The sequence below is a fragment of the Streptomyces sp. NPDC048106 genome, assembly GCF_040706415.1.
Classification (GTDB): Bacteria; Actinomycetota; Actinomycetes; order Streptomycetales; family Streptomycetaceae; genus Streptomyces.
Window position 1 is genome coordinate 59,114 of sequence record NZ_JBEZND010000036.1, and the last position, 24,371, is coordinate 83,484.

Annotated in this window: 24 protein-coding genes; 18 read left to right on the forward strand and 6 right to left on the reverse strand. The window is 70.4% G+C overall.

Features of this window, described 5'->3' with window-relative positions; translation table 11 throughout:
• Nucleotides 1–473: 473 nt before the first annotated feature.
• The 4 genes from AB0927_RS29955 to AB0927_RS29970 all read left to right on the forward strand — a co-directional run bounded on the left by AB0927_RS29955 (nucleotide 474) and on the right by AB0927_RS29970 (nucleotide 2,674).
• Nucleotides 474–1,427, forward strand: coding sequence for a helix-turn-helix domain-containing protein (locus AB0927_RS29955; protein ID WP_366670880.1), 954 nt, complete (start codon nucleotides 474–476; stop codon nucleotides 1,425–1,427).
• The gene (locus AB0927_RS29960; protein WP_366670881.1) at nucleotides 1,424–2,032 is read left to right on the forward strand and encodes a DJ-1/PfpI family protein; all 609 of its coding nucleotides are present in this window, start codon (nucleotides 1,424–1,426) and stop codon (nucleotides 2,030–2,032) included. Before AB0927_RS29955 ends, AB0927_RS29960 begins: the two co-directional genes overlap by 4 nt.
• A 131-nt stretch (nucleotides 2,033–2,163) precedes the next feature.
• Entirely contained in the window at nucleotides 2,164–2,487 is a 324-nt protein-coding gene (locus AB0927_RS29965; RefSeq protein ID WP_366670882.1) for a DUF5958 family protein, read from the forward strand.
• The gene (locus tag AB0927_RS29970; protein WP_366670883.1) at nucleotides 2,441–2,674 is read left to right on the forward strand and encodes a DUF5958 family protein; all 234 of its coding nucleotides are present in this window, start codon (nucleotides 2,441–2,443) and stop codon (nucleotides 2,672–2,674) included. The genes AB0927_RS29965 and AB0927_RS29970 overlap by 47 nt, the downstream gene beginning before the upstream one ends.
• Before the next feature lie 151 nt (nucleotides 2,675–2,825).
• Here AB0927_RS29970 and AB0927_RS29975 read toward each other — a convergent pair whose 3' ends face one another.
• Both AB0927_RS29975 and AB0927_RS29980 read right to left on the reverse strand, forming a co-directional pair.
• On the reverse strand, nucleotides 2,826–3,758 hold the full coding sequence (locus AB0927_RS29975; RefSeq protein WP_366670884.1) for an aminoglycoside phosphotransferase family protein: 933 nt from the start codon (nucleotides 3,756–3,758) through the stop codon (nucleotides 2,826–2,828).
• Nucleotides 3,759–4,014: 256 nt separating this feature from the next.
• The gene (locus AB0927_RS29980) at nucleotides 4,015–4,590 is read right to left on the reverse strand and encodes a helix-turn-helix domain-containing protein (RefSeq protein ID WP_366670885.1); all 576 of its coding nucleotides are present in this window, start codon (nucleotides 4,588–4,590) and stop codon (nucleotides 4,015–4,017) included.
• A gap of 274 nt (nucleotides 4,591–4,864) precedes the next feature.
• Here AB0927_RS29980 and AB0927_RS29985 point away from each other — a divergent pair, with 274 nt between their 5' ends.
• From AB0927_RS29985 to AB0927_RS30020, 8 genes are all read left to right on the forward strand, one after another.
• Nucleotides 4,865–6,220 (forward strand): MFS transporter, encoded by a 1,356-nt coding sequence (locus AB0927_RS29985; RefSeq protein ID WP_366670886.1) that lies wholly within the window; start codon nucleotides 4,865–4,867, stop codon nucleotides 6,218–6,220.
• 37 nt (nucleotides 6,221–6,257) lie between these two features.
• On the forward strand, nucleotides 6,258–7,193 hold the full coding sequence (locus AB0927_RS29990) for a 3-carboxyethylcatechol 2,3-dioxygenase (RefSeq protein WP_366670887.1): 936 nt from the start codon (nucleotides 6,258–6,260) through the stop codon (nucleotides 7,191–7,193).
• On the forward strand, nucleotides 7,190–8,074 hold the full coding sequence (locus AB0927_RS29995; protein ID WP_366670888.1) for an alpha/beta fold hydrolase: 885 nt from the start codon (nucleotides 7,190–7,192) through the stop codon (nucleotides 8,072–8,074). The genes AB0927_RS29990 and AB0927_RS29995 overlap by 4 nt, the downstream gene beginning before the upstream one ends.
• Before the next feature lie 11 nt (nucleotides 8,075–8,085).
• Nucleotides 8,086–8,901, forward strand: a complete 816-nt coding sequence (locus tag AB0927_RS30000) for a fumarylacetoacetate hydrolase family protein (protein WP_366670889.1) — start codon at nucleotides 8,086–8,088, stop codon at nucleotides 8,899–8,901.
• Between the two features lie 2 nt (nucleotides 8,902–8,903).
• Entirely contained in the window at nucleotides 8,904–9,368 is a 465-nt protein-coding gene (locus AB0927_RS30005; RefSeq protein ID WP_366670890.1) for a nuclear transport factor 2 family protein, read from the forward strand.
• Entirely contained in the window at nucleotides 9,365–10,135 is a 771-nt protein-coding gene (locus AB0927_RS30010; protein ID WP_366670891.1) for an aldolase/citrate lyase family protein, read from the forward strand. Before AB0927_RS30005 ends, AB0927_RS30010 begins: the two co-directional genes overlap by 4 nt.
• Nucleotides 10,132–11,745 (forward strand): bifunctional 3-(3-hydroxy-phenyl)propionate/3-hydroxycinnamic acid hydroxylase, encoded by a 1,614-nt coding sequence (locus AB0927_RS30015; RefSeq protein WP_366670892.1) that lies wholly within the window; start codon nucleotides 10,132–10,134, stop codon nucleotides 11,743–11,745. The genes AB0927_RS30010 and AB0927_RS30015 overlap by 4 nt, the downstream gene beginning before the upstream one ends.
• A 255-nt stretch (nucleotides 11,746–12,000) precedes the next feature.
• Entirely contained in the window at nucleotides 12,001–12,663 is a 663-nt protein-coding gene (locus AB0927_RS30020) for a TetR/AcrR family transcriptional regulator (RefSeq protein WP_366670893.1), read from the forward strand.
• 22 nt (nucleotides 12,664–12,685) lie between these two features.
• Here AB0927_RS30020 and AB0927_RS30025 read toward each other — a convergent pair whose 3' ends face one another.
• Nucleotides 12,686–13,396 carry an SDR family oxidoreductase gene (locus AB0927_RS30025; protein ID WP_366670894.1) on the reverse strand — a complete coding sequence of 237 codons (711 nt, stop codon included), beginning with the start codon at nucleotides 13,394–13,396 and terminating at the stop codon, nucleotides 12,686–12,688.
• 605 nt (nucleotides 13,397–14,001) lie between these two features.
• Complete coding sequence (locus AB0927_RS30030; RefSeq protein ID WP_366670895.1) at nucleotides 14,002–14,910, reverse strand: aldo/keto reductase; 909 nt, start codon at nucleotides 14,908–14,910, stop codon at nucleotides 14,002–14,004.
• A 65-nt stretch (nucleotides 14,911–14,975) separates the two neighbouring features.
• On the opposite strand from AB0927_RS30030, the gene AB0927_RS30035 reads away from it, so the two are divergent.
• From AB0927_RS30035 to AB0927_RS30045, 3 genes are all read left to right on the forward strand, one after another.
• Nucleotides 14,976–15,974 (forward strand): winged helix-turn-helix domain-containing protein, encoded by a 999-nt coding sequence (locus AB0927_RS30035; RefSeq protein WP_366670896.1) that lies wholly within the window; start codon nucleotides 14,976–14,978, stop codon nucleotides 15,972–15,974.
• Nucleotides 15,975–16,295: 321 nt separating this feature from the next.
• Nucleotides 16,296–17,201, forward strand: coding sequence for a S41 family peptidase (locus AB0927_RS30040; RefSeq protein WP_366670897.1), 906 nt, complete (start codon nucleotides 16,296–16,298; stop codon nucleotides 17,199–17,201).
• A 274-nt stretch (nucleotides 17,202–17,475) separates the two neighbouring features.
• The gene (locus tag AB0927_RS30045; RefSeq protein ID WP_366670898.1) at nucleotides 17,476–17,706 is read left to right on the forward strand and encodes a hypothetical protein; all 231 of its coding nucleotides are present in this window, start codon (nucleotides 17,476–17,478) and stop codon (nucleotides 17,704–17,706) included.
• A 558-nt stretch (nucleotides 17,707–18,264) separates the two neighbouring features.
• On the opposite strand, the gene AB0927_RS30050 is transcribed toward AB0927_RS30045, so the two are convergent.
• Both AB0927_RS30050 and AB0927_RS30055 read right to left on the reverse strand, forming a co-directional pair.
• On the reverse strand, nucleotides 18,265–20,610 hold the full coding sequence (locus AB0927_RS30050) for a helix-turn-helix domain-containing protein (protein ID WP_366670899.1): 2,346 nt from the start codon (nucleotides 20,608–20,610) through the stop codon (nucleotides 18,265–18,267).
• Nucleotides 20,611–20,773: 163 nt separating this feature from the next.
• On the reverse strand, nucleotides 20,774–21,784 hold the full coding sequence (locus AB0927_RS30055) for a transcriptional regulator (protein WP_366670900.1): 1,011 nt from the start codon (nucleotides 21,782–21,784) through the stop codon (nucleotides 20,774–20,776).
• 420 nt (nucleotides 21,785–22,204) lie between these two features.
• Between AB0927_RS30055 and AB0927_RS30060 the strand changes: the two genes are divergently transcribed.
• The 3 genes from AB0927_RS30060 to AB0927_RS30070 are packed head-to-tail and all read left to right on the forward strand — an operon-like array spanning nucleotide 22,205 to nucleotide 24,350.
• Entirely contained in the window at nucleotides 22,205–22,504 is a 300-nt protein-coding gene (locus AB0927_RS30060; RefSeq protein WP_366670901.1) for an antibiotic biosynthesis monooxygenase, read from the forward strand.
• Between the two features lie 17 nt (nucleotides 22,505–22,521).
• Nucleotides 22,522–23,643 (forward strand): ABC transporter permease, encoded by a 1,122-nt coding sequence (locus AB0927_RS30065; RefSeq protein WP_366670902.1) that lies wholly within the window; start codon nucleotides 22,522–22,524, stop codon nucleotides 23,641–23,643.
• Complete coding sequence (locus tag AB0927_RS30070; protein WP_366670903.1) at nucleotides 23,640–24,350, forward strand: ABC transporter ATP-binding protein; 711 nt, start codon at nucleotides 23,640–23,642, stop codon at nucleotides 24,348–24,350. Before AB0927_RS30065 ends, AB0927_RS30070 begins: the two co-directional genes overlap by 4 nt.
• The last annotated feature ends 21 nt before the right edge of the window (nucleotides 24,351–24,371 follow it).

The following is a 24,371-nucleotide window of genomic DNA, read 5'->3' on the forward strand; positions in this document are numbered from 1 at the left end:
GCCTGCAAGCCGCACCGCCTGCAAGCCGCACCGCGTGGTGCGTGACCGTGGTGGCTCTGCACCGGTGACCGCACCATCGTGCGGGTGGATGCGGTCCCTGGTGCGGTCGGCGGCTCGGGAGTGTCGCGCATCGGGTGGATGCATGGCATCGCCCGCGTCGATGTCGTCCGCCGAGCCTCCGCCAACTTGAAGTTGCTGGTCAAGAGGCTGGTGCGACGGGCTTTCGGGGTGTTCGTGCTGGTCATGGGCAGCGCTCTGGGGAGATCGTCTGCCAGCGGTTGGAGTCGAGGTGCGTCCAGACGGCAGTGATCCGACGCGGCTGGGCGAGGGATCTGAGGTTTCCTGTGACGGTCGCCGCCGCGTGTCCCTGATCTTCAGCAACTCTTTGCGGCGCGATCTGTGGGGTGCATGTCGTAGACGCCATTACGCCGGATCCCCGAGGGTGGAGGCGTGAAGGAGCGCAGCATTGTTTCGTGATCTACGAGGGGTTTCAGCCTCTCGACCTCGTCGGCCCGCACGAGGTGTTCCAGCACGCCGGGCAGCGGGCCGGCGGTTATCGCCACCTGGTGCCGGCGGCGAGCGGGCTTCCGGTCCACGCCGGGTACGGGGTGGACGAGGTGGATCCCGAGGGTGTCGACACTCTGGTTGTGGCCGGTGGCAAGGGAGTCGACCAGGCGCGCCTCGATGCGGGGCTGACCGGGTGGATCCGAGACGTCGGGGCGAGTGCCCGCCGCGTCACCTCGGTGTGCAGCGGGGTGTTCCTGCTGGCTGCCGCCGGACTCCTCGACGGGCGCAGGGTCACCACCCACTGGGCCCGTGAACAGCAACTCGTTAGGGAACATCCGGGTGTTGAGGTCGACTGCGAGCCCATTTTCATCCGGGACGGGCATGTGTGGACGTCGGCCGGTGTCACCGCCGGAATGGATCTCGCCCTCGCGCTCGTCGAGGACGATCTGGGGCGGGACGTCGCCCATGCCGTCGCCCGCGAGATGGTCATGTTCCTGCGCAGGCCCGGCGGCCAGTCCCAGTTCAGCGTGGCGCTGTGGTCGAAAGAGCCCGCGACCGACCCGGTCCGTGCCGCGGTGTCGGCCATACACGCCGATCCCGGCGCCCGGCACGGAATCGCCGACCTGGCGCAGAGCGCGCGGCTGAGCCCGCGTCATCTGCAGCGCCGGTTCACCGCCGAACTGGGCACGCCGCCCGCCTCGTACGTGGAGCGAGTACGTGTCGAGGCCGCCCAGCGCGCGCTCGCCGAGGGCTACGACCCGGTCGAGGCCATCGCGCGACACTGCGGGTTCGGCACCGCCGAGACGCTGCGCCGCACCTTCCACCGTCACCTGGGCATCGCGCCCTCCGATTACCGGGCGCGGTTCCGGTCCACCACCACCGCCCATGCGGAACTGCGACAGGAACAGGAGCATTCATGACCGCCTACGGGCTGCTGATCTTCAACGATGCCGAGGAGCTGGACTTTGTCGGCCCCTGGGAGGTGTTCACCGTGTCCTCGATGCTGCGCGACGGTGTGGACACCGCCGTCCTGATCTCCGAAAAGCCCGGGCCCGTGCGCTGCAGCAAGGGCATGCGCGTCCTGCCCGACCACACATTCGGCGACCACCCGCCCCTCGATGTGCTGCTGGTCCCCGGTGGACGCGGGGCTCGCGAGACAGAGCCGCACAACCCGGTCGTCACCGGTTGGATCGCCAAGACCGCGGGACAGGTGTCCTGGGTCAGCAGCGTGTGCACCGGCGCGGTGCTCATGCACGCCGCCGGGCCCGCGCGCGGGCGGCGCGTCGCCACCCACTGGAGCTACGAGGACGCGCTCGAGGCACGCGGTGACGTCACCGTCGTCCGTGACGCCCGCTATGTCGTGGACGGGAATCTGATCACCAGCCAGGGCGTGTCCGCCGGGATTGACAGCGCCCTCTGGCTGGTGGGCCGGTTGCATGGGCGCGAGCACGCCCGCGCGGTGCGCCGGTACATCCAGTACGAGCCTGCGCCGCCCTACCTCGCCGACGAGCCCATCGTCGGCTGACCGGCCCTGGCAGCCGCGCTCGGCGCCGTCGGCCGACCAAACGACCCGCGGTTACTCCAGTGCGACTTCGTGATCTGGTTCGATGACCTTGCGGCGGTAGGCAGCCAGGCTTGTTGTGGAGGTGGGGCCGGATGGACGAACGCGCGGTCATCCTGAACGAGTTGGCGCAGGGCATCCGTCCGCTCGCCCAGGGCGTCGGCTGGTTCGAGGGCCTCGCCGACACTGAGCAGTTCGAAGTTTTGCGCGACCTGGCAGCGTTCTGCATCCAGGCCCGTGCAACCAGCGAGGACGGGCCGGAGAGCATCCGCAGAGCCGGCATCCGGCCCACCCACACCCCGGCCGTGCTGGTCACGCGCGGACGCCTCACCGAGCAACTGACAAAGATCATCAATCTGCCGCAGGACGAACGTGTCAAGGCATTCCGGCCTGCTGGTCGCGCTTCTTGGCGTCGCTGATGATCGGCGGCGGCTCCGTTTCTGTGCTGGCGGGTGCGGGCATGCCTGGCACCATCTGAGGACCGGAGCGGACACCGAAACAGCCACCGCGTCCTGCCAACCGTGCCGGTGTACTGGCGCTGGACAGCAACGGTATGAGTCCCCTTCTACCTATCGCCGGTCTCGTCGACGACCAGCACCGGGATAGGGCCGACAGCACACCCAAGACCAACCGCCCGGCCCGCAGGCGGGGTTCATACCGGGCGATCCGGCCCGCGGCCACCTCGATGATCAACGGTGGCCGCACTCGTCCACCCGCCGGACGTCCACCCGCCGGACCCGGCCGGCACCATCACGCCCTACGAGCGCTCGGTGAGCAACTCCGCCAGGCGGTCGGCGAATTCGGTGAGCCAGTCCAGCCGTGGTCCGCTGCGGGCGATACGGAACCCGTGGCGGCGGCCCCAGAACGCGGTCTGGACGGCATGGAACTGGGCCCACCGCTGAACGCGCTCACGGTCGAGTTCCGCGGCCTCGGCGAAGACGTCCAAGGCGCGGTGGACAGCCTTGCGCAGGTCATCCGCTTCGAGGAGCGTCAGTGCGCGGGACTTCAGCAGTGTGCCGCCGTCGTAGGCGGGATCTCCCACGTGCCCCTTGGGGTCGACAGCCAGCCACGGCTCCCGGGCGGCACGCAGGATGTTCCGGGCATGGAGGTCGCCATGGATGAGGGTGTCCGGCTGGTCCCGGCCCAGTTCCCGAACGGTCGCCACAGCGGCATCCAGCGCCTGACGCGGCAGCGCATGCGGCAGGTCCCCGGCGTCCTTGCACAGCTGCTCTTCCCAGGCATCGGCCTGCTCGCGCAGCCGGGGCAGGCCGGGCGGTGCGGGGATGGCCAGGCGGCGATTGAGCCGCCCGGCGACCGTCACCACCTCGTCGCCGTCCTCGACCTCCGCCAGAGTCGACGGCTGAACCCGCTCCAGCAGCATCGCGAACCGCTCGTCGTCGCGCTCATGCAGCAGCACGGCGCCGCATCCGCCCCACGCAACGAACGCATCCGGCTCATGGACGTTGCCGGGATGCGGAAACGACACCTTCAGCACGGCGCTCTCCTCAGCCCGCCGCCGTACCGGAACGATGACTCCGACGCCCCCGTGCATGACCTCGCCATCCGGCACGCACCCCCAGCGCCCCAGTAACTCCTCCACGATCCCGGGCAGCTCGGCGAGCCACGCCGCCCCGGCCTCCCCCTCGCGGTCGACGGTGCTCTGTGCGAACTCCTCTGGCATCACCATCATCCCGGCACCCTACGCGGCAGCCCGCCGCCACCAAGCCCAAGCCAGCCGCTGCCCGGCAGACCGCGTCCACGGAGATCGCGATCTACAGCTGGAAGTACTAGCCGCCGATGTCCGCGGACACAGCGACCGCCGACGACGGCACCGGTCCCGCTCCTCCCAGCGGCGCCCGCCCCCAGGGGACGCCCGGCGAGACGCTCCGTCGCGGTGCCCCGCAGGAGACGCCCGGCCGGCACGCCACCGTGCCGGGCGCGAAGCGTCAGGCGCTCTGCGTGGGCTTCTGCAGGCGGGCGGAGATCAAGGATTCGAGCGCGTCGGCCGCCAGCTCGGCGTACCGGGCGAAGTCGGTGTCGTCGCCGGCAGCCGCGGCCACCCGGAAGCCGTCGGTGAGGGCCCGCCCCATGACGGCCATGTCGTGCGCCAGCTCCGTCGCGACGTCCTCCGTCATCCCCGCGTACGAGGCACGTAGTCGGGACACGACGAGCTGGAACATCTCCTTGCGGATGGCGAGGTACCGCTGCCGGGCGAGGTTGTCCTCCAGCCGCCGCTCGAAGGCGAAGACCAGGCCGATGCTCCAGAACGCGGCGGCCGGATCGGCGAGGCTTCCGGAGGCCGCCGCCGAATCGCTGATGCTGTGCCGCAGCAGCTCGCGCATGCCGTCGACGGACGCGTGGGTCTGCCGCCAGACATCGAAGCAGTGGTCGAGCAGCTCGACGAAAAGCTGCTCCTTGTTTTGGAAGTGCCAGTACACGGACCCGATCGGCAGGCCCGACGCGCGCGCGACGTCGGCCATGGTCGTCCCCTCGTACCCGACCTCGACCGCACGCGAGAGCACGGCCTCGAGTATCGCCCGCTTCGATGCGTCGGACGCCTGGTGGGTCTTGCGCCTCGCGGCCATCGGTCCCCCTCGCTGAACTGCGGACTGCAGTTCTATCAAATTCGCGTCATCCCTTGACACCGGCGGAGGCCGCTCGTCATCGTAATGCTCATTCTAGAACGTCGCTTCTAGGGAGCCGCCGGCGGAACGTGACCCGGCACGCGGACCACCTCTTCCCGGCGGCCCAGTGCGATGGCACGGCTCCGCTCGATCCCGAGACAAGGAGGTCTCCTTGAGGATCACCGACCACATCGCTCACGAGAGAATGACCGGCCTGCAGATCCGCGCCGTCATCGTCGCGATCGCCCTGATCGTGCTCGACGGCTACGACGTCTCGCTCACGTCGTTCGCCGCCCCGTACATCGAGAAGGGCTTCGGGGTCTCCAAGGCCGAGCTCGGACTCGTCATGTCCGGCGCCCTGATCGGCATGCTCGTGGGCTCGATCATCGTCGCGCCGCTCGCCGACCGCATCGGCAGACGCAAAATGGGCGTCATCTCCACCGTGACGATCGCGGCAGGCATGTTCATCGGCCCGTTCGCGACGCCGGAGACCGGCACCGGGCCCCTCGTCGTGAGCCGCGTCGTCACCGGTGTCGGCATCGGCTCCCTGGTGGCCGTGGTCGGCGTCATCCTTGCCGAGTACACGGGCAAGCGTGTGTACGCGCTGGTGATGGCCGTCTACGCGGCCGCGATCAACGTCGGCGGGCTGCTCGGTTCCATGATCGTGGGCCCGATGCTCGGCGCGCACGGCTGGCAGTTCGGCTGGTGGGTCGGCTTCGCCCTGAGTGCCGTCGCCGCGGTGGCCACGCTCGCTTTCCTTCCCGAATCGCTCGCCTGGCTCTCCGAGGGCCGTCGCGCGGACTCCCTGCAGCGGCTCAACGCGCTCCTGACGAAGATGCGCCGCCCCGCGCTCGAAGCGCTCCCCGAGTCGGACTCGACGGGCGTCAAGGCGAAGGGTTCGCTGCGTACCGTGCTCACCGGCCGGACCGGCTTCTTCACGCTGCTGATGATCGTCGGGTACGTCGCGTACATGCTCAGCTTCTACTTCATGACGAACTGGGCGCCGAGCGTCGTCGCGGACGCACACCACAACCCGGCGCTCGCCCCGCAGCTCGTCACCGCCTTCAGCGTCGGCGGCATCCTCGGCAACGTGCTGTTCGGCTTCCTCGGCGGCAGGCTCAACGTCCGCATCCTCGCCCCGGTCTTCCTGCTGCTGGCCACCGCCGCGCTGTCTCTGTTCGGCCTCGCCGGCCCAGGGATGCCGACCGCCTGGTGGACCCTGTTCCTGGCCTCGTTCTTCGTCTGCGCGGGCACCGCCGCCTTCTACGCGATCGTCCCGACGCTGTACCCGACGCTGGCCCGCTCGACCGGTTTCGGTGTGGTCATCGGCGTCGGCCGGTTCGGCGGCATCGTGGCGCCGATCGTCGGCGGTGCGGCCTTCGACGGGGGCATGGGGATGGGGGCGGCCTTCACCGTCTTCGCGCTGCCCATGCTCGTCGCCGGACTCTGCGTCCTGGTCCTGCACCTGGGCATGCGCCGTTCCGACACGCCGGTCGCTCAGCCCGCGCTCGCCGGTACCGCCGCGTAGCAGCCGACCACCACTTCCGAGAAAGGGAAACCACACCATGCCTCTGGCTGTCGCAGCGCTCTCCCACGCGCCCTCCTTCGGCAACGTCGACCCTGGCGGGGAGACATTCGCCGAGATCAACGCCGCCATCGACGAGGTCAGGGGGTTCGTCGCCGAGTACGACCCCGACGTGGTCGTGGTGTTCGGGCCCGACCACTTCAACGGCCAGCTCTACTCGCTGATCACCCCGTGGGTGATCGGTGCGGTCGCCGAGGGCATCGGTGACTACGGCACCACCGCGGGGGCGCTCCCCGTCGACGGCGACGCCGCCCGGGCCTTCCACGCGGCGGTGCTGGGCGAGGGCATCGACATCGGCCGGAGCGAGCGGATGAAGGTCGACCACGGCGTGGTCCAGCCACTCGACTTCGTGTTCGGGAAGGGCTTCACGCAGCCGATCGTGCCGGTGTTCGTGAACGCGATCGGTCTGCCGCTCTCCCCGATGCGGCGGGTGCGCCTGATGGGCGAGGCGTTCGGCCGGGCAGCCCGGGCGATGGACAAGAAGGTGCTGTTCCTCGCCTCGGGCGGTATCTCCCACAACCCGCCGATACCGCGTTGGGAAGGCGCCCCCGGCACCGTGCACGAGCGCCTGGTCTCGTACGCGCCCTCCGCCGAGGAGAGGCAGGAGCGGGAGCAGATGATCGTCAAGGGCATCCAGGCGATAGCCGACGGCAAGGCGCCGAGTGACCCCCTTAACGAGGAATGGGACACGCTCGTGCTCGACGTGCTCCGCTCCGGCGACCTCGACCCGGTCGACGGCTGGGAGAACGGATGGTTCATGGCGGAGGGCGGCTCGGCCGCGCACGAGATGCGTAGCTGGATCGCCGCCTACGCGGCGCTGTCCACCGCCGGCCCGTACCGCTTCGCCGTCGACCGCTACTGGGCGGTCGAGAAATGGGGCGCCGGCTTCGCGATCCAGGCGGCGGTGACCGCATGAACCAGACCGCAAAGACGCACTTCGCGACCCTCTGGGAGGAAATCGCGGACCTGGAGCACACGCTGCGGTACGTGGACGCCGGCGGCTACCGCACCCGGGTGCTCGACTTCCCCGCGGCGGCCCCCGACGCACGGACGGTCGTGCTCGCCAGCGGCACCAGCGGTCACATCGAGGCGTGGACGCAGAACATCCGCGCGTTCGTGGAAGCCGGTTTCCGGGTGGTCGGCTACGACTATCCGGGCCACGGGTACACCTCGCTGGCCGACCATCCGCTGGAGATCCGCGACTACCAGGAGCACCTGCTCGCCCTGCTCGACGCCCTGGCACTGGAGCGCGTCCACCTCGCCGGTGAGTCGCTCGGCGGGTGGCTCGCGCTGAAGTTCGCGCCGATCCACCCCGACCGGCTGCACACGGTGATCCTCTCCGCACCGGGAGGTCGGGTGGTCGGGGAGCCGCAGCTGGACCGGACGCAGTCGGTGAGCGCCCAGGCGGTGAGCGAGCCGACCTTCGACAACGTGAAGAAGCGCCTGCAGGTCGTGATCCACGATCCGGAGAACATCACCGACGAGCTCGTACGCGTCCGCCAGGCGATCTACGCCCGCGACGGGTTCAGCATGGCGAACGTGTCCGCCCTGCGGGAGCCGGAGCGGCGCTGGCGCAACCGAGTGACGGACGACGACTTCGCGGCGGTCCCGGTCCCGGCCTTGATGGTGTGGACCGACAACGAGCCGACCGGCGACGAGGCCGAGGGAGAGCGCCTGTGCGGGCTGCTCCCGGACGGCGAGTACCTGCTGATACGCGGCGCCGCGCACTGGCCGCAATGGGAGGGAGCCGCCGAGTTCAACGCCGCTGCGGTCGCCTTCCTGAAAAAGCACGCCTGATCGGAAGAACCATGCCTGACGAAAGGACCGGAGTGAGCGTCGACCAGGAGACCGTCACCCGGATAGCACGCGAGCTCTTCGAGGCGAAGCGCGACGTGTACACCGTGCCGTACGTGAGCCCCCGGCTCCCCGAGCGCGATCTCGACGCGGCCTACGCGATCTCCGCCGAGTTCGCCGCCCTCCGCGAACGGGAACTGGGCGTGAAGCGGGTGGGCCGCAAGGTCGGCCTGACCAATCACCTCGTACAGCAGCGCGTGGGCATCGACGAACCCGACTACGGCATCATCCACGACGACATGGTGCATGCCTCGGGAACACGCCTTCCCCTGTCCCGGTACAACCGCCTGCTCATCGAGGCCGAGGTCGCGTTCGTGTTGAAGAGCGACATCCTCGATGCCACCCGCGAAAGCGTCGAGGCCGCGATCGATTACGTGACCCCCGCGTTCGAGGTCGTCGACTTCCGCTACGACGGGTCGGTCGGACAGATCGTCGACACCATCGCGGACAACGCCGGCTGCAGCGGCATCGTCCTCGGCGAGGAGCAGCACCCGTACGGCGAGGTCGATCTGACCAAGGTGGAGATGGTCATCACGGGCGGCGGCACCGAGATCACCCGGGGCGTGGGCAGCAATGTGCTCAAGGACCCGGTCAACGCGGTGATCTGGCTCGCCGGGACCGCGCTCCGCACGGGCGAGCCGCTGCGCGCCGGCGAGGTGCTGCTGTCGGGCTCCATCGGCTACATCGAGCCGTGGCCTGCCGATGTCGAGTGCGTCGCCACCATCACCGGACTCGGTCGCGTGGTCGCGACCGCGGACTCGAAAGGCTGAAGATGAACGACTACCGCCCCGTCGACGCGACGACTCGCGTCGAGATCGAGCAGCTCATCGCCGAGATGCTCTACCGCCTCGACCACAACCAGGCGGACACCACCTGGGAGCTGTACACCGAGGACGGCGTCTCGGTCGGCCCGATGGGCGACATGGACCGCGCGGCCATGAAGGCCTGGGGTGCCGAGCGCGCCCGGCAGACGGACGTCGTCGGCCGCCACTTCATCGGTGGGATCCGCCTGGTGCGGGACGGCGAAGAGGTCGAGGGAACGGTGCAGTACCTCACGTTCCGGGACACGAACGAGCCTCAGACGCAGCCCGCCTCGGTCGGTGAGTTCCGCGAGCGCTACCGCAGGGTCGACGGCCGATGGCTGTTCTCCCGCCGCGAGATCGTGCCGGTCTTCGGCGGCCAGGCGGCCGCGGCGCACGCCGCGCGGCTGGCCGGGCGAGAGGGAACGGCGCAGTGAAGCAGACAGCTCTCGGCGGCAGGAACCCTGTCCTCTACCACCAGTCGCTCCCCTCGTTCTCGATGCCGGAGTGGGCGGCGGCCGCCGGATACGACGGGGTGGTCCTCGATCTCCAGCACGGTGAGCTGGGGCTTGAGGCGGCATGCGGAATCCTGCGCTCGATTCCGCGGGAGAACGCGTACGCGTACGCGCGCGTCGGCTCGCTGGATCCCGCGCCGATCCTGCGGCTGCTCGACAGCGGGGCCCGCGGCATCGTCGCACCCACCGTCGAGTCCCGGTCCCAGGCCACGGCCCTGGTCGCCGCCACCATGTACCCGCCGGTCGGGAACCGCAGCCTGGGTCCGTCCAGGCCGGCGCTGTACCCGGGCGACTCCTACACCGAGGCCGGCAACCGCGCGGTGTCCGCCATCGCCCAGATCGAGACGAAGGCCGGCGTCGACCGTGCCGAGGAGATCGTCTCGACCCCGGGCCTGGACTCGATCTACATCGGCCCGGCCGACCTGGCCGTCTCCTACGGCCTGCCCGGACGCGGCGACTGGGAGGACGGCCCCGTACGCGAGGCGATCGCGTACCTGCGCGAGCTGACGACCGCGCACGGCGTCACCCTCGGCATCTACTCCGGCCGGCCGGAGTACGCCACCGGCCTCCTCGCCGACGGCCTTGTCGACTATGTGGCACTCGGCATCGATCTCGTCCTGCTGAACCGCGCGTTCGGCGACACCATCGCCGAGCTGGACTCGGCACGATCCGCACGGAGCAAGTCATGAAGAAGGTCTGCGACGTCCTCGTCGTCGGTGCGGGCCCCGTCGGCCTGACCCTGGCCAACCTGCTCGGACAGCAGGGTGTCGACGTCCTCGTCGTCGAACGGGAGCAGGAACTCGTCGACTACCCGCGGGCCGTGGGCATCGACGACGAGGCGCTGCGCGCGATGCAGACCGCCGGCCTCGTCGACGAGGTGCTCCCGCACACCATCCCCGACCAGAAGATCTACATGGTCAACGGGGACCGGATGATCCTCTCCGAAGTGAACCCCACGACGCGCGAGTTCGGCTGGCCGCGCCGCAACGGCTTCGTGCAGCCGCTGGTCGACCAGGTGCTGCTCGCCGGTCTGGACCGCTTCCCGAACGCCGCCGCGCGCTTCGGCGCCGAGGTCGTGGACCTGGCCGAGGACGCGGAGGGCGTGGTCGCCACCCTCGCGAACGGCGACACGGTGCGCGCGCTGTACGTCGTCGCCGCCGAGGGCGGAGCCTCGCCCACCCGCAAGCGCCTGGGCATCTCGTTCGAGGGCGAGACCCGGCCGACCGACGGCATCGTGATCGACGTCGCCAACGACCCGATCGGTACGCCCCATGCCGTCTTCGGCGGGGATCCGGCCCGCAGCTACGCCTCCATCGCACTGCCTCACGGCATCCGGCGCTGGGAGTTCACGCTCTTCGAGCACGAGTCGGAGGCCGACGTCGACAACGACGAGTACGTCTTCGGTCTGCTGGCGCCACACGTGCCGGACCCGTCCAAGCTGGACATCATCCGCCGCCGCGTCTACCGGCACCACGCCCGTGTCGCCGGGCGGTTCCGCCAGGGGCGGATCTTCCTCGCCGGTGACGCCGCCCATGTCATGCCGGTCGTCGGCGGCCAGGGCTGGAACTCGGGCATCCGCGACGCCTTCAACCTCGGCTGGAAGCTGGCCGCCGTCGTCAAGGGCCTCTCGGCCGACGGTCTGCTGGACACGTACGAGGTGGAACGGCTGGGCCACGTCACGCAGATGGTCGCCGTCTCCCTCGGGATGGCGAAGGAGATGACCGACCACGATCCCGAGAAGGCCGCCGAGCGCGACCGGATCGCCGCCAACCGCACCCCCGAGGAGCGGGAGGCCCAGAAGCGGCAGGCGTTCAAGCCCCAGCCGAAGTTCGACCGGGGCGTGGTGGTGCACACGCCGCTGCCGACGTTCAAGTCGCTGCCCGACCGCGACGTGCCCAGGCTCGCCGGGTCGATCTTCTTCCAGCCGACGGCCACCGATGCCGATGGCGTGGAGATACTGCTCGACGACGCGACCGGGCAGGGCTGGCGGATCCTCACCTGGAACAACGACCCGACGGCGTTCCTGTCGGCCCCGCGGCGCACCGCGCTCGACCAGCTCGGCGCCCACCTCGTACAGGTGGTGCCGAAGGCGCAGCTGCCGTGGGCGCGCAAGCATGCCGCGGCCGGCGTCACCGTCGTCGGCGACCTCGGCGGCGAGTCGAGCCTGCAGGCCTGGTTCGACGCACGGCCGGTCGGCGCTGTCATCGTCCGCCCCGACCATGTGATCGCCGCCGAATGCCTGGCCCAGGAGCTCGACGACGTTGTCGCCCGGGTCCTCAAGGCCGCCTGCGTCGTCTGACGGAGGGCGGAGCTCCGACCCCGGCGGGACGGTGCGCGTCGAGTCCGACACCGAACGAGGGTCGCAACCGTCCGGTCCCTCGCGACGGCTCTCGTGCGTCCTCCCGCCGCGGTCAATGCGGCAGTAGGCGGGCGCGTGACTCATGGCTGCCGGCACAACTGCCTGTCCTGTACTCCCACCTTCACTGGTAGCACCGTTCTAGAATGGGCATGTTGATGATGGGGCACGGATGACGGGCGGCGACAGGGTGGCGGCATGAAGCAGGGCACGCGGCAGGCGCGTTCGGACCGGAGCCGGGAGCAGATCCTGCAGGCTGCACTGGACCTGGCGGTGGAGCACGGCTACCAGGGAACGACCATGGCGGCCGTCAGTACGGAATCGGGCCTGCCCATCGGCTCGGTCTACTGGCACTTCAAGAACAAGGAGCAGCTCTTCGTCGCCCTGCTCGAGCACTGCTACGAGGTGTGGATGAAGATCCACGCCAGCCCCGAGGGGCTGCGCCGCAAACTTTCGCGGGGCATCACCGGCCTGGCCGGCGCCGATCCGGAGCAGCACACCAAGGAGGAAGCCCTCCTCAAGGCCGCCATGATCTGGGCGCTGAGCAAGCGGCTCGGCGGTCTGGGTGAGGACAGCGAGGTCCGTGCGGCGTACCTGCGGATCCGGATGGAGATGTTCAAGGTGAACGTCCAGCGGGTCACCGAGTCCATCCCCGACGAGATCACCGAGCGCTTCCCTGACATGCCCGTCAAGCTCGCGGTGCTGAGCCTGGCGTTCACCGACGGCTTCTACGTCCACGCGAACTCCGAGGTGCACCTGGACCTGGACTTCGAGGAGTACGCCGATCTGGCCGCGCAGGCGCTGGAGGCCGTCGTGGACAACTTCGCCCGCCGGGCGGCAGAGGAGCGGCCGGACTCCTGAGCTGCCAGGCGGAGCGGGGGAGTCAGACGCCGCGGGTCAGTCCGCCGTCGACGCGCAGGTTCTGTCCGGTGGTGTACGTGGCGTCGCAAGCGACGAAGGCCACCATCCGGGCGACTTCCTGGTAGGCGGCGGCCCTGCCCAGCGGAATCGCGGAGGTCCATTCGGCCGGAACGGACTCCGGGTCGGCGACGGTGTACCCCGGGAGCACGTTGTTGACCCGGATACCGTCCGCGGCGACTTCGTCGGCCCACAGCTTCGTCCAGGTCGTCATCGCGGCCCGGGCCACCATCGAGGTGGGGAAGCGGGGCGAGGGCTCGGTGGGGCTGGCCGACGAGATGTTGACGACGCTGCCGCCGCCCTGCGCGCGCATCGGCGCCAGGGCGGCGCGGCAGGCCCGCACCACGTTGAAGAAGTACAGGTCGAAGCCAGCGGCCAAGTCCTGGTCGGTCAGCTCCTCAAGCTTCCCTTTGGGGCCGTGGCCCGCGCTGTTGACCAGCACATCCAGCCGACCCCAGACGGAGACCACCTGCCCGACGGCCGCCTCGATGACCCCGGCTTCGGTGTAGTCGCCGCGGATGGCGAGGCCGCCCAGCTCACCGGCCAGCTCGGCCGCCCCTTCGCTGCGCGCAAGCACCGCCACCCGGTGGCCGCGTGCGGCCAGTTCGCGTGCTGAGGCGGCACCGATGCCGCTGCTGCCGGCGATCACGAGGGCGGTGGGGGACGCTTCGGTCATGTGCACTGCTCCTGGCTATGAGGCGGATCCGGTCAAACCGCGCGTGGCCCGCTTCCGTATGGCTGCGCCGGCAACGGTGCTCCCACTCGGGCGCGACCTCGGCGGCCACTGGGCGATCCCTGACTGGAGCAAGCCCTCTAGAATTACGGTTCTACTCGAACGTAACCGGCCTCACCTCGGACGTCAACAGCCGGGCCCTCCTCCGATGGTGCACCAGCGGAACCGCCCTGCCGCCCGGACGCGTGGAACGCTTCGCGCGGACCTTCCGCCCCGGCGGGACTATGCGGGCCGTTACTGGGGCGCGGGGGCGAGGGCCCGGTCGCTGCCGGCGCGAGGACCTGGCGGATCTGGTGTCCGTCGGCACCCTGGTCGGACCCGACGTGCCGACACTGAGCCGTCGGAAAACCCGAGGGCGACTGGAGCAACTGCGCGCAGTGGAGAACGGCCGACCGCCTCTCGCACCGGCCCGGTGAACCTCGCATCAACGGCCTGAGCACGCGCTGTGACCGGACCCTGGCCTGGTGCGGAGTCTTGTGACCGTAGGCCGCCTTCTTCAGCCGTTGCCGCTCCAGCAGAAGTGGATCGCGACGCCAGGGGGGGCGTGCTCATGTCGTCTCGTCATGGAGGGGGTCCAGGGTGGTGAGTTCTTCCAGCGACAGGCGCAGGGAGCTGACGGCGACGTTCTGGACGAGGTGGTCGAGATTGCCGGTGCCGGGGATGGCCAGGACATGGGAGCCCTGGTGGAGTGTCCACGCCAGCCGGATCTGGGCTGCGCTGACGCCGTGGGCGCGAGCGATGGTGTGGACCTCCGGGCTGTGGTCGATGGTCGCGCCGGCGGTGCGTCCGGCACCGGCGATCGAGTAGAACGGCACGAACGCGATGCGCTGTTCACCGCAGAGGTCGAGGAACTTCTTCTGCTCGGGCGACGCACCGATGCCGTACATGTTCTGGACGCAGACCACCGGCGCGATGCTCTGGGCCTCGGCGAGGTGGTGCGGGCGGATGTTGGACAGGCCCAGGTGACGGATGAGTCCGGCCTCGCGCAGTTCGGCGAGTGCTCCGAAGCGTTCGACGATGGAGTCGGTGCCGACGATGCGCAGGTTCACCACGTCGAGGTGGTCGCGGCCGAGCTGGCGCAGGTTCTCCTCGACCTGGCCGCGCAGTTGCTCGGGTGTGGCGTGCGGCAGCCACTGGCCCGAGGGATCGCGGCCTGGTCCGACCTTGGTGGTGATGACGAGGTCGTCCGGGTAGGGGGCCAGCGCCTGGTTGATCAGCTCGTTGGCCGAGCGCAGCGGCGAGAAGTAGAACGCGGCGGTGTCGATGTGGTTCACGCCGAGCTCGACCGCGCGGCGCAGCACGCTGATCGCCTGGTCGCGGTCGCGTGGGAGGGCATCGGCCGCCAGCGCCTCGCCGTGCTGCGGCAGGCGCATCGCGCCGAAACCGACCCGGTGGACCGGCAGGTCGCCGAGCCTCCAGGTGCCCGATGCCGCCGCGGTGATCGTCTGTGAGGTCATGGCGGGATGATCTCCGCACGGTAGGCTGGGCCGCCATTGATTCATACATACCTGAATCTATTGAGGTGGTTGTCCTGGCAGAGCTGGCGTTCTCGACGAGCGATCTGGCGCACGTACGGTTCGCCGTCTCACCGATGTGGGAGATCGCGCCCAGCTTCCGACTGCTGAGGTCCGACACTGCGCATCCGGTCCACCGGACCTGGGCCGACCAGGTACGCCCCCGTATGGTGGCCGCCGGGCTGGACCGGGGCTGGCTCTGCGAGCTGATCCCGCCCACCGGCGGCTACATCCCCGACTTCCTCAACCCGGCCCCCGCCGGACCAGCCCCCACCCCGGCGGCAGAGCGCGACGCGATCCGGGCCTCGCCCGCCGACCGAGTACGCCAGGACCTCGACCACCTGGCCCGCCACCAGGGAACCCTCGGCCCCCGGCTCCGAGCCCTGCACAACGACCCGCAGGGGCTCCTCGCCAAGGTCACACAAGAAATCGAAACCTACTGGGAACTGGCACTCGCCCCCTACTGGGCACGAATCCGGGCAGTCCTGGACGCAGACATCCTCTACCGGGCCCGCATGGCCGCCGAGCACGGCACCGGCCACCTCCTCAACGACCTGCACACGTCCGTCAGCTGGGACGACAACGCACTGCGGATGTCCCACCGCAAGCAGCCCCTGACCCGCACGACGGCAGGCGCAGGACTACTGCTGATCCCCTCGGTCTTCACCGGACCGCGCCTGCGCACCCGCACGACGCCGCCGGACCCACCCCAACTCGCCTATCAGGCACGCGGTGTCGGCTCACTCTGGCAGGCACGGCCCGCCACACGAGCCGACACTCTCTCCGCCGTACTGGGCCGCTCACGCACCCTGCTGCTGACCGAGTTGGAGGTTCCGGCTTCCACCACACAGCTGGCCCACCGCACCGGACTCTCCCCCGCCGGGGTGTCCCAATACCTCACCGCGCTACGCAACGCGGGCCTGGTCAGCGCCCACCGGGCCGGCCGCTCCGTCCTCTACGCCCGCACCGCCGCAGCCGAAGTCCTTCTCCAAGCCGCCTCCGCCTGACCTCACGTCAACCCCCGAAGGAGCTACGGAGCCGACCACTTGGGCTCGACCGCTGAAGCGTGCGGCAGGTCGGAGCCGGGCACCGCGGGCCGGCCGGATGACGCCTGGGCTGCGGCCGCGGTAAGGCATCCGACGACCAGGAGCACTTTGAGGTGGTGGGCCACGTCGCCCTTATTCGCGTCGAGTCGCGCCGCGAACTGCCCAGGCGCACCGATCCCCAGGACGTCCTCAGGAGGCGGCAGACAGGGAGGCTGATCCCGCATACCAAGCGTGTCTAAACTCGTTGACGCTTTCGCAAGGGCGGTGCTCTACTCCCCCGCCATGACAACTCTGACGAAGCTTCAGCCCGCCCCTGTCATCGATGAGACCGCCCGGCTGCTGACCGAGCACTACGTCTTCCCCGAGACAGCCGAGCAGCTCGCCGGCCTGCTGCGACGACGCCTCGCCGAGGGCGCCTACGACGTCGACGGTGCCGAGGAGCTCGCCCGTCTGGTCACCGCGGACCTCCAGTCCGTCAACGGCGACCGGCACCTGAGATTGAAGCACCACGCCGACCCGGTGTCCCCGCAGCAGGGGGCGGCCACCCTGGACGCCATGCGCCGGGACTTCGACACCTCGCTGGGCGGTGCGCCCCGGGTGGAGTTGCTCGACGGAGGGGTGGCCGTACTGGAGCTGGCGCCGATGCTGTTTCCGCTGGAGTGGGCCGCTGAGCCGCTGGGCGCCGCGCTCACCCTGGCCTCCCGCGCGCAGGCGCTGATCGTGGACCTCCGCTCCAACCGGGGCGGCGACCCGGACACGGTCGCCTTCGTCTGCAGTTACCTGCTCGACGAGCGCACCCACCTCAACACCATGTACTGGCGCGACGGCGAGCGCAGCGAGCAGTCCTGGAGCCTGCCGCACGTTCCGGGCGCGCGCTTCGGTGGCAGCAAGCCGTTGTACGTGCTGACCAGCGGCAGCACCTTCTCCGCCGCTGAGGAGCTGGCGTACGACCTCCAGCAGCTCGGCCGCGCCGTTGTCGTCGGCGAGCGCACCCGCGGCGGCGCGCATCCGTGCCAGGGCTTCACCGTGCACCCGCACCTGGAAACCACCGTCCCCGTCGGCCGCGCCGTCAACCCCGTCTCCGGCACGAACTGGGAAGGCACCGGTGTACAGCCGGACATCCCTTGCGCCGCCGCCGACTCCCTCGACCACGCCGACACCCAGGCCCTCGCCCGGCTGGGGGGCTGACCCGGCCCAGCTCACGCGCCGGGATTACGGGACCGGCGTGCAGGTAATCGAGGTTTTTCAGACAGCGTGCGGCAATCTCGTTGAGCATTCGGTTCGCAAAGAGGGCCAACGCTTGACCAACAGCACGAACTACCATCGGGCCGGGAAGCCCCAGCGCCTCCCAGCCCGCCCGGGTGACCGGCCGTCAGGCAGCGAACGACGATCTCCCGGAGATACTCGACTGGGCCGTTGGCTCGGGCCCGGCTGGTCCCTGGCCGGCGGAACCGACTTCCTGATGTCCGCTCCCCCAGACGCCGCCCACACCGAAGCACCACCGACGACCCCCGACGGCTACCAACTGAGCACCTGGAACCGGCCCGGCGTGGCACACACCCTGATCCGCACCGCCGACGGCGCCTTCGCCGCGCGCGGCCAGGCCGCCGTCAGCTGTGTGTCGGGGGGAGCTGACGTGGAGAACATCCTGTCCGTGGCCATCGGTGCTTGTCTCGGCCTCTCCCTTCCTTGACGGCAAGCGCTCGGTCTACGCCTTCGACGTTCCCGCTCAGACCGGCGGACGCGTCACCGTGATCGTCAGGCGCGGACACACCACGGCCGCGGAACACGACCACGACGGTCGGTGATGAGCGCCCGGCACTCACTCCGGTGTCCCACGCGAAAGTGTTTCGGAGCGGCCGGCACGGGTCGGGCGCTGGTACTTGTCGGCGCTGTAGATGCCCTCCCGGCAAGGGCCAGGGAAAGAACCGGCCCGCGCTCGGGTGGTTTCGGGCGCCGTCCACGCAGATGTCGGCGCCGTTGATCCCGCCGACGCGGGGCGGCACCAGGAAGCACCACGTCCGCCACCTCGTGCGAGTCGACCGTCTGGCCACGAGGGAAGTCGTCCTGGCTGAAGGGCCCGAAGGCGCCGGCTTCGGGGCCATGCTCGAGTACGACGTTCGCGTCAGCCGCCTTCCGGCGTTGCACTTGTGCAGGCAGCGACCCTCGCTGGTGTACCTGTCGGGAACCCGCCGGGCTCCTGTGACGGTGTGAGTGATCGTGGCCCCGGCTCCGTGGGCGCCGACCTGGATCAGACGAAGTGGGTGGGAGGTGACGGCGTACCGGCGGCTAGGGCGTCGAGGGCCGCACGGGCATCGTCCAGCATGGCCGAGGGGACCAGGTCCGCCATGCTGAGCACGGCGCGGTACTCCGTCTCCGCCTCGGCGAGCTGACCGAGGTGGACGAGTGCATGAGCCATGTGCAGGTGGGCCATGCCTGCCCGTTCGTGCCAGCCCTGGGCCTCAAGCTGCCCCCGGGCGAGACGCAAGGCGTCGACGGCCTCCTGCCAGCGCCCTTGATTGAGATGCGCGAACGACACATAGAACGCGGCGAACGCGATCGTGGTGTCCCGCACGTTGGACGGAACGCGGTCGCGGTGTTCGGAAGCGGCGAGGAGGTCCATCACCTCGTCATAGGCAGCGACGGCTTGCCGCGGGCGACCGGCCTTCTCCGCCACCCTGATGGTCATGGTCGACGCCGCCAGGTACCCGTTGACCTCGTCGGCCTGCCTGAACAGCTCCTTGGCACGCTGATAGTGGTCGGCGGCGGGCGGCAGGTCGTCGACCAGAGCGTGCAGTCCGCCGAGATGGTGGTGGGCCCAAGCCTGCTGAGTCACGTCCCCACACTTCTCGGCGATGGCGAGCGCGTGCCTGGCTTCGCCGACCGCCTTGTCGTGGCGGCGTTCGCCGATCCAGTAGGCCCCTGCCAGGCTGTTGCGGTGGCTGGCCTCCCGTACGGGGTCGCCCAGGGCTGCCGCGGCCTCGGCGGAGCGTTTGTATACCTCGATCCAGTGTCCCCAGGACACCCAATGGTCGGAGAACCAGATCGTCGCGTCCGCGACCTCGATGACCTTGGCGTGTTCACCGGCCTCCGCGGCCTGGCGGAAGGCGGCGAGCCAGTTGTCGCTCTCCGCCTTCATCCACCGCATCGCCTGCTCGCGGTCGTCGAGGGCGACCAGCCTGCCGGGGGCCGACGGCGGTGCACCGTGGTCCGGCTCGTACCAGCGGCCCGCGAGGACGACCGTGTCCAGCAGCCAGGACCGCAGGCGGGCTTTTGCGGCAACCGACGCCTCGTCACCGTCCTCGGCACGGTGGCGAGCCCCCGCGTACAGCCGCAGAAGGTCGTGAAAGCGATAGCGGTCCCCGCGGGAGGCCGTCAGCAGGCCCGCGTCAAGGAGCTCTTCCAACAGGTCTTCGGCTGCCGGCAGGGACGTGTCCGCGAGCACGGCCGCCGACGGAGCGCTGAAATCCGCCCCGGGCAGCAGCGACAGCAACCGGAACATGCGGGCGGTGCCAGAGGCCAGACGCGAATAGGAGAGGGCGAAGGCGGTGTTGACACGAAGGTCTCCCGCGCTGAGAGCGTCGAGCCTGCGCTCCTCGTCAGTGAGCCGGTCGGCGAGCCGTTGCAGGCTCCAGTTGGTGCGGGTGGCTGCCCAGTTCGCGGCCACCCGCAAGGCCAGGGGAAGGTGCCCGCACAACTCGGTCACGGCGAGGACGGCCGCGGGCTCCGCGTCTGTGCGGTTGGCGCCGACCACGGCCCGGAGCAGCGAGGCGGAGTCCTCCCGGGTCAGTGCGCCGAGCTCCACACGGTGCACTCCCTCCAGGCCGGCGAGCGTGCGTCGGCTGCTCATCACGATAAGGAGCCCGCCCTCGTGCGGCAGCAACGGTCTGACCTGTGCCTCGCTACCGACATTATCGAGGACGACGACCGCGCGGAGAGCGGCTGCGGTCGCGTGGTACCGGGCGAGACGTTCCTCGGCACTCTGCCGGCCCAGCTCGGCGTCGGCCACGCCCCAGGCGCCCAGCAGGCGTAGCACGACCTGATCCGCCGAGAGCGGCTGTACGTCGAGGCCCCGCATGTCGATCAGGAACGCTCCATCCGGAAAGGACGGAGCGGACTCCTCGGCCAGTCTGACCGCCAAGGTGGTCTTGCCACTGCCGGGCGGCCCGGACAGCACCGTCACCGGCGCCGGTGAGCGCACCGCCTTGTTCTCCGTCCGAGACTCCGTGACCCACTGCTGCACGAGGGCACGCAACGCGGCCAGCTCCGCATGCCGGCCCACAAAGTCCCGAACGCCTCTGGGCAGCGTGTAGGGCGACGTCGGCGGGACGGAAGGCTTCGCCGCGGGACGTCCGGCGCGGAGGGCCGCCACCAGTTCGGAGTGCGCCGCCTCGTCCAGCTCCAGACCCTGGGCCAGCGCGGTGACCGTTCCGCGCTGCGGGCGAAGACTCCGGCCCCGTTCCATGTCACCGATCGCGCGCACCGAAACGCCGGACGCCTCGGCTAGCTCCTCGATCGTCCAGCGGCGGGCCAGCCGCAACGCTCGCAACAGTCGGCCGAACGGCGTCCCTGCGACGCTTCCCTCACCCGCACTCACGACGCCGATTCTATGCATGACGCACGAGCTGAACCCCGACGGAGGCCGAGATCCACACCCCTCCCTTGCTGTGCGTTACGTCCAGTCGATCGCCTCGATCACCCGCCGGGGGTGCCGCCACCAGCCACCCCGCTTACACAGGTCGCCGGTTTCGGCCCCCTGGTTAAGCCGCGAGGACGGCTCGGGCGCGTTCTCGCAGGTCTCGGGCCGCAGGGGCTGTCTCGTGGGCGAGGCGGGTGCTCAGGTCTCGGAGCGGGCCGGTGCTTCGGTGAGAGCTGATCATTTCGGTAAGGTCCAGGGCGCGGTGGGCAGACGCACATGCGCGCTCCACGTCGCCCAGGTCGAGCAGGGCATCGGCCTGTCGTGCGGTGTAGAGGGCGGTGTCGCGTGCGTGCCTGGGGTCGATGAGCGCTTGCGGTTGGGCGAACACGTTCGCGGCGGGCCCGGGTTGGGCCAGGTCGCGGTGGCTGGAGGCCCGGGCGCCCAGGACTTCCGCCTCGTCGAACCAGTAGACCCAGTCCGGGTCCCCGTCTTGGTCGGTCGCTTCTGCGAGGAGTTGCCCGGCCCGGTCGAAGTCGGCCCAGCACCGGGCGTCTCCCAGCTGTGCGCGGGCTCGGCCTCGCCGGGAGGTGAGCATCGCCTCGACGCGGGGCGTTGCCCGGTCCCGTACGGCGGCGAGTCCGGCTGACGCCATGGCCTCGGCGTCCCGGAGCCGGCCGGTGTTGTACGCGGAGACGGTCCAGAAGTTCAGCGTGTTGGCGCCGAGCGCGTCGTCGCCGGCGGCTCGCGCGGCGCGCAGTGCGGTGTCGAAGGTGTTGTCGGCGCACTGTCCGTGGACATCGAGCATGGCCGCGGCTCGCTGGCGGGCGAGGTCGGAGGCGGCGGCGTGCAGGCGGACGCCGTGGTGGTCGCTGTAGGAGCGGTCGCGGATGATGCCGGTGACCAGGGCGAGCGCGCTGGAGGTTTCGGCGAGGACGATGCCGCCGCCGTCGGCGTCGTCGGCGCGCCGCAGCGCGGCGGCGCGTTCTTCCATCCGGGCCACGGCGGCTTCGCCGACCCGGTGGCCGGTCGTGAGTTGCCCTGCGGCTGCGGGATCGGCGGTCAGCCAGGCGAGCAGCGTGGCGGTCAGTGTTCCGCCGGCGATGAGGACCAGTTCCCTGCGTGTGGAGTCCACTGCGGTGCTCCCTGCGAGTTCGGTCGGTGCGGTGTAGGCGCCGAGGAGCGTCCAGGGCCTGGGCGTGGGTGGGTGTTGAGGGTCCTCGGCCAGCCACTCCGGCCATGGTCGCGCGTCGATGGCCTCTCGCGGAATACCGAGCACGTCCGCGATGACCGGCTGGGTCGGGCGGTCCGGTTCCCGACCCGTTTCCCAACGGCACACCCCGTCTTTCCCGCTGCTCAGGGGGCGCCCTGGAGCCTGTCCGACAAAAGATCTCCGTCTCCGTCCGGCCGCGCTCATCGTGGCTCAGGGCACTCGAAACATCTCTTCCCGACGCTAGTGTCGGGAACCTGGGCTAAGATACCGACTCAGGTGTCGGCAAAGCCTGTCGGTGCCTCTCCATGCCTTGGAACAGGTGGCTTTCGTATGTACACAGTGATGAACCGGATACCAGTCCCCTCGGTCGGCGCTGCGGTGTTCGAGGAGCGGTTCGCGGCGAGCATGCGCGCGACGCTGCCCGGCGTGCCGGGGCTGGCGGGTGCGCGGCTGCTGCGTCCGCAGCAGGAGGGCGGGGCGTACGCGGCGGTGATGGACTTCACGGACGCGGAGGCGTTCGCGGCCTGGATGCGGTCGGACTCCTTCCGGGCCGCGCACGGGCCGTCCGAGGCCGGTGTGTCAGCCGACGGGGCGGCCGGCGGCGTGGAGACGTTCGAGACCGTCGTCTCCCTCGGCGCCTGAACAGGACGGACGATCCCATGTTCCTCGCTCTTCGTGATCTGCGCTTCGCCCAGGGGCGGTTCGCCCTGATCGGCGCCGTCGTCGGAATGATCGCCGTCCTCGGCGTGATCCTCTCGGGCCTGGCCAGCGGCCTCGCCGACTCCGGTGTCTCCGCCCTGCGCGCCCTGCCCGTCACCCACCTCGCCTTCGACCGCTCGGCCACCGGCGAGCTGTTCTCCCGCTCCACTGTCACCACCGGCACCGCCGCCCGGTGGGCCGGCCAACCCGGTGTCCGCAAGGCCGAACCCCTCGGCCAGCAGCTCGTGCACGCCCAGCTCGGCGGCTCCGGCGGCAAGCAGCTCGACCTCGCCGTCCTCGGCGTGCGGCCCGGCGGCTTCCTCGCCCCCGCGCCGCTGTCCGGCAAGCCGCTGGCCGACGGCGCCCCGAACGGCGTCCTGGTCAGCGAGGAGATCCTCAAGGAGGGTGTCAAGGTCGGCGACCGCCTCACTGCCGGGCAGGCCGGAACCGAACTGACCGTGATCGGCACGATCGGCCACGCCTCCTTCGGCCACGTCGGCGTGGTCTATGCACCGCTGCCGCTGTGGCAGCAGCTCCACTACGGCCTGCCCGGCCCACTGCCCGACGCCGCCGCCCACCAGGCCACCGCCGTCGCCCTCCAACTCGCCCCCGGCACCGGCACCGCCGCCGCCGACCAGCGCCTGGACACCCGGACCGTCGACAAGGCCGGCACCTACGGCGCCTCGCCCGGCTACACCGCCGAATCCAGCACCATGACCCTCATCCGGGGCTTTCTCTACGCCATCTCCGCCCTCGTCGTCGGCTCGTTCTTCACCGTGTGGACCATCCAGCGCCGCCACGAGATCGCCCTGCTGAAGGCGATCGGCGCCTCCACCCGCTACATCCTGCGCGACGCCCTCACCCAGGCCGCCGCCGTCCTGCTCGCCGCCACCGCCGCCGGAACCGCCGTCGGCCTGGCCCTGGGCGGCGCCATGAACGGGTCCGCCCCCTTCTCCCTCCAGACCGACCAGGTCACCCTCGCCGCCCTCCTGCTCATCGTGTTGGGACTCGCGGGCGCCGCGGCCGCCATCCGCCACATCACCAAGGTCCAAGCCCTCAGTGCACTCGGAGCCAACCGATGACCCACCCCGCACCCATCACCGACAACGCCGCCACCGGGGCCGCGGCGCTGCGCCTGACCGGCGTCACCCTGCACCTGGGGAACGACCAGCAGCAGGTCACCGCCCTCGACTCCGTCGACCTGGCCGTCGCCCCGGGGGAGTTCGTCGCCGTCACCGGCCCCTCCGGATCGGGCAAGTCCAGCCTCCTCGCCGTGGCCGGCGGCCTGCAGAACCCCACCCACGGGACCGTCCACGTCGCCGGAACCGACCTGACCACGCTCAAGGAACACCAGCGCACCGCCCACCGCCGCCGCCACATCGGCTACGTCTTCCAGCACGCCAACCTCTTCGCCTCGCTCACCGCCCGCGAACAGCTCCTGCTCACCGCCCACGTCGCCGGACGCCTCGACACCGACACCCGCCGCCGCGCGGACGGCCTCCTCGAAGCCGTCGGCATGAGCGCCCGCGCCCACCACCGCCCCGACCACCTCTCCGGCGGCGAGCGCCAGCGCGTCGGCATCGCCCGGGCCCTCGTCCTCGCCCCCGAGGTCCTGCTCGTCGACGAGCCCACCTCCGCCCTGGACCGCACCCGCGCCCGGGACATCGTCGACCTGCTCGCCCAGCAGACCCGCACCCACCGCACCGCCACCGTCATGGTCACCCACGACCACGAGATACTGGACGCGGCCGACCGCGTCCTGACCCTGCGCGACGGCCGCCTGAGCTGACCGAGCCCACGAAAGGCACCC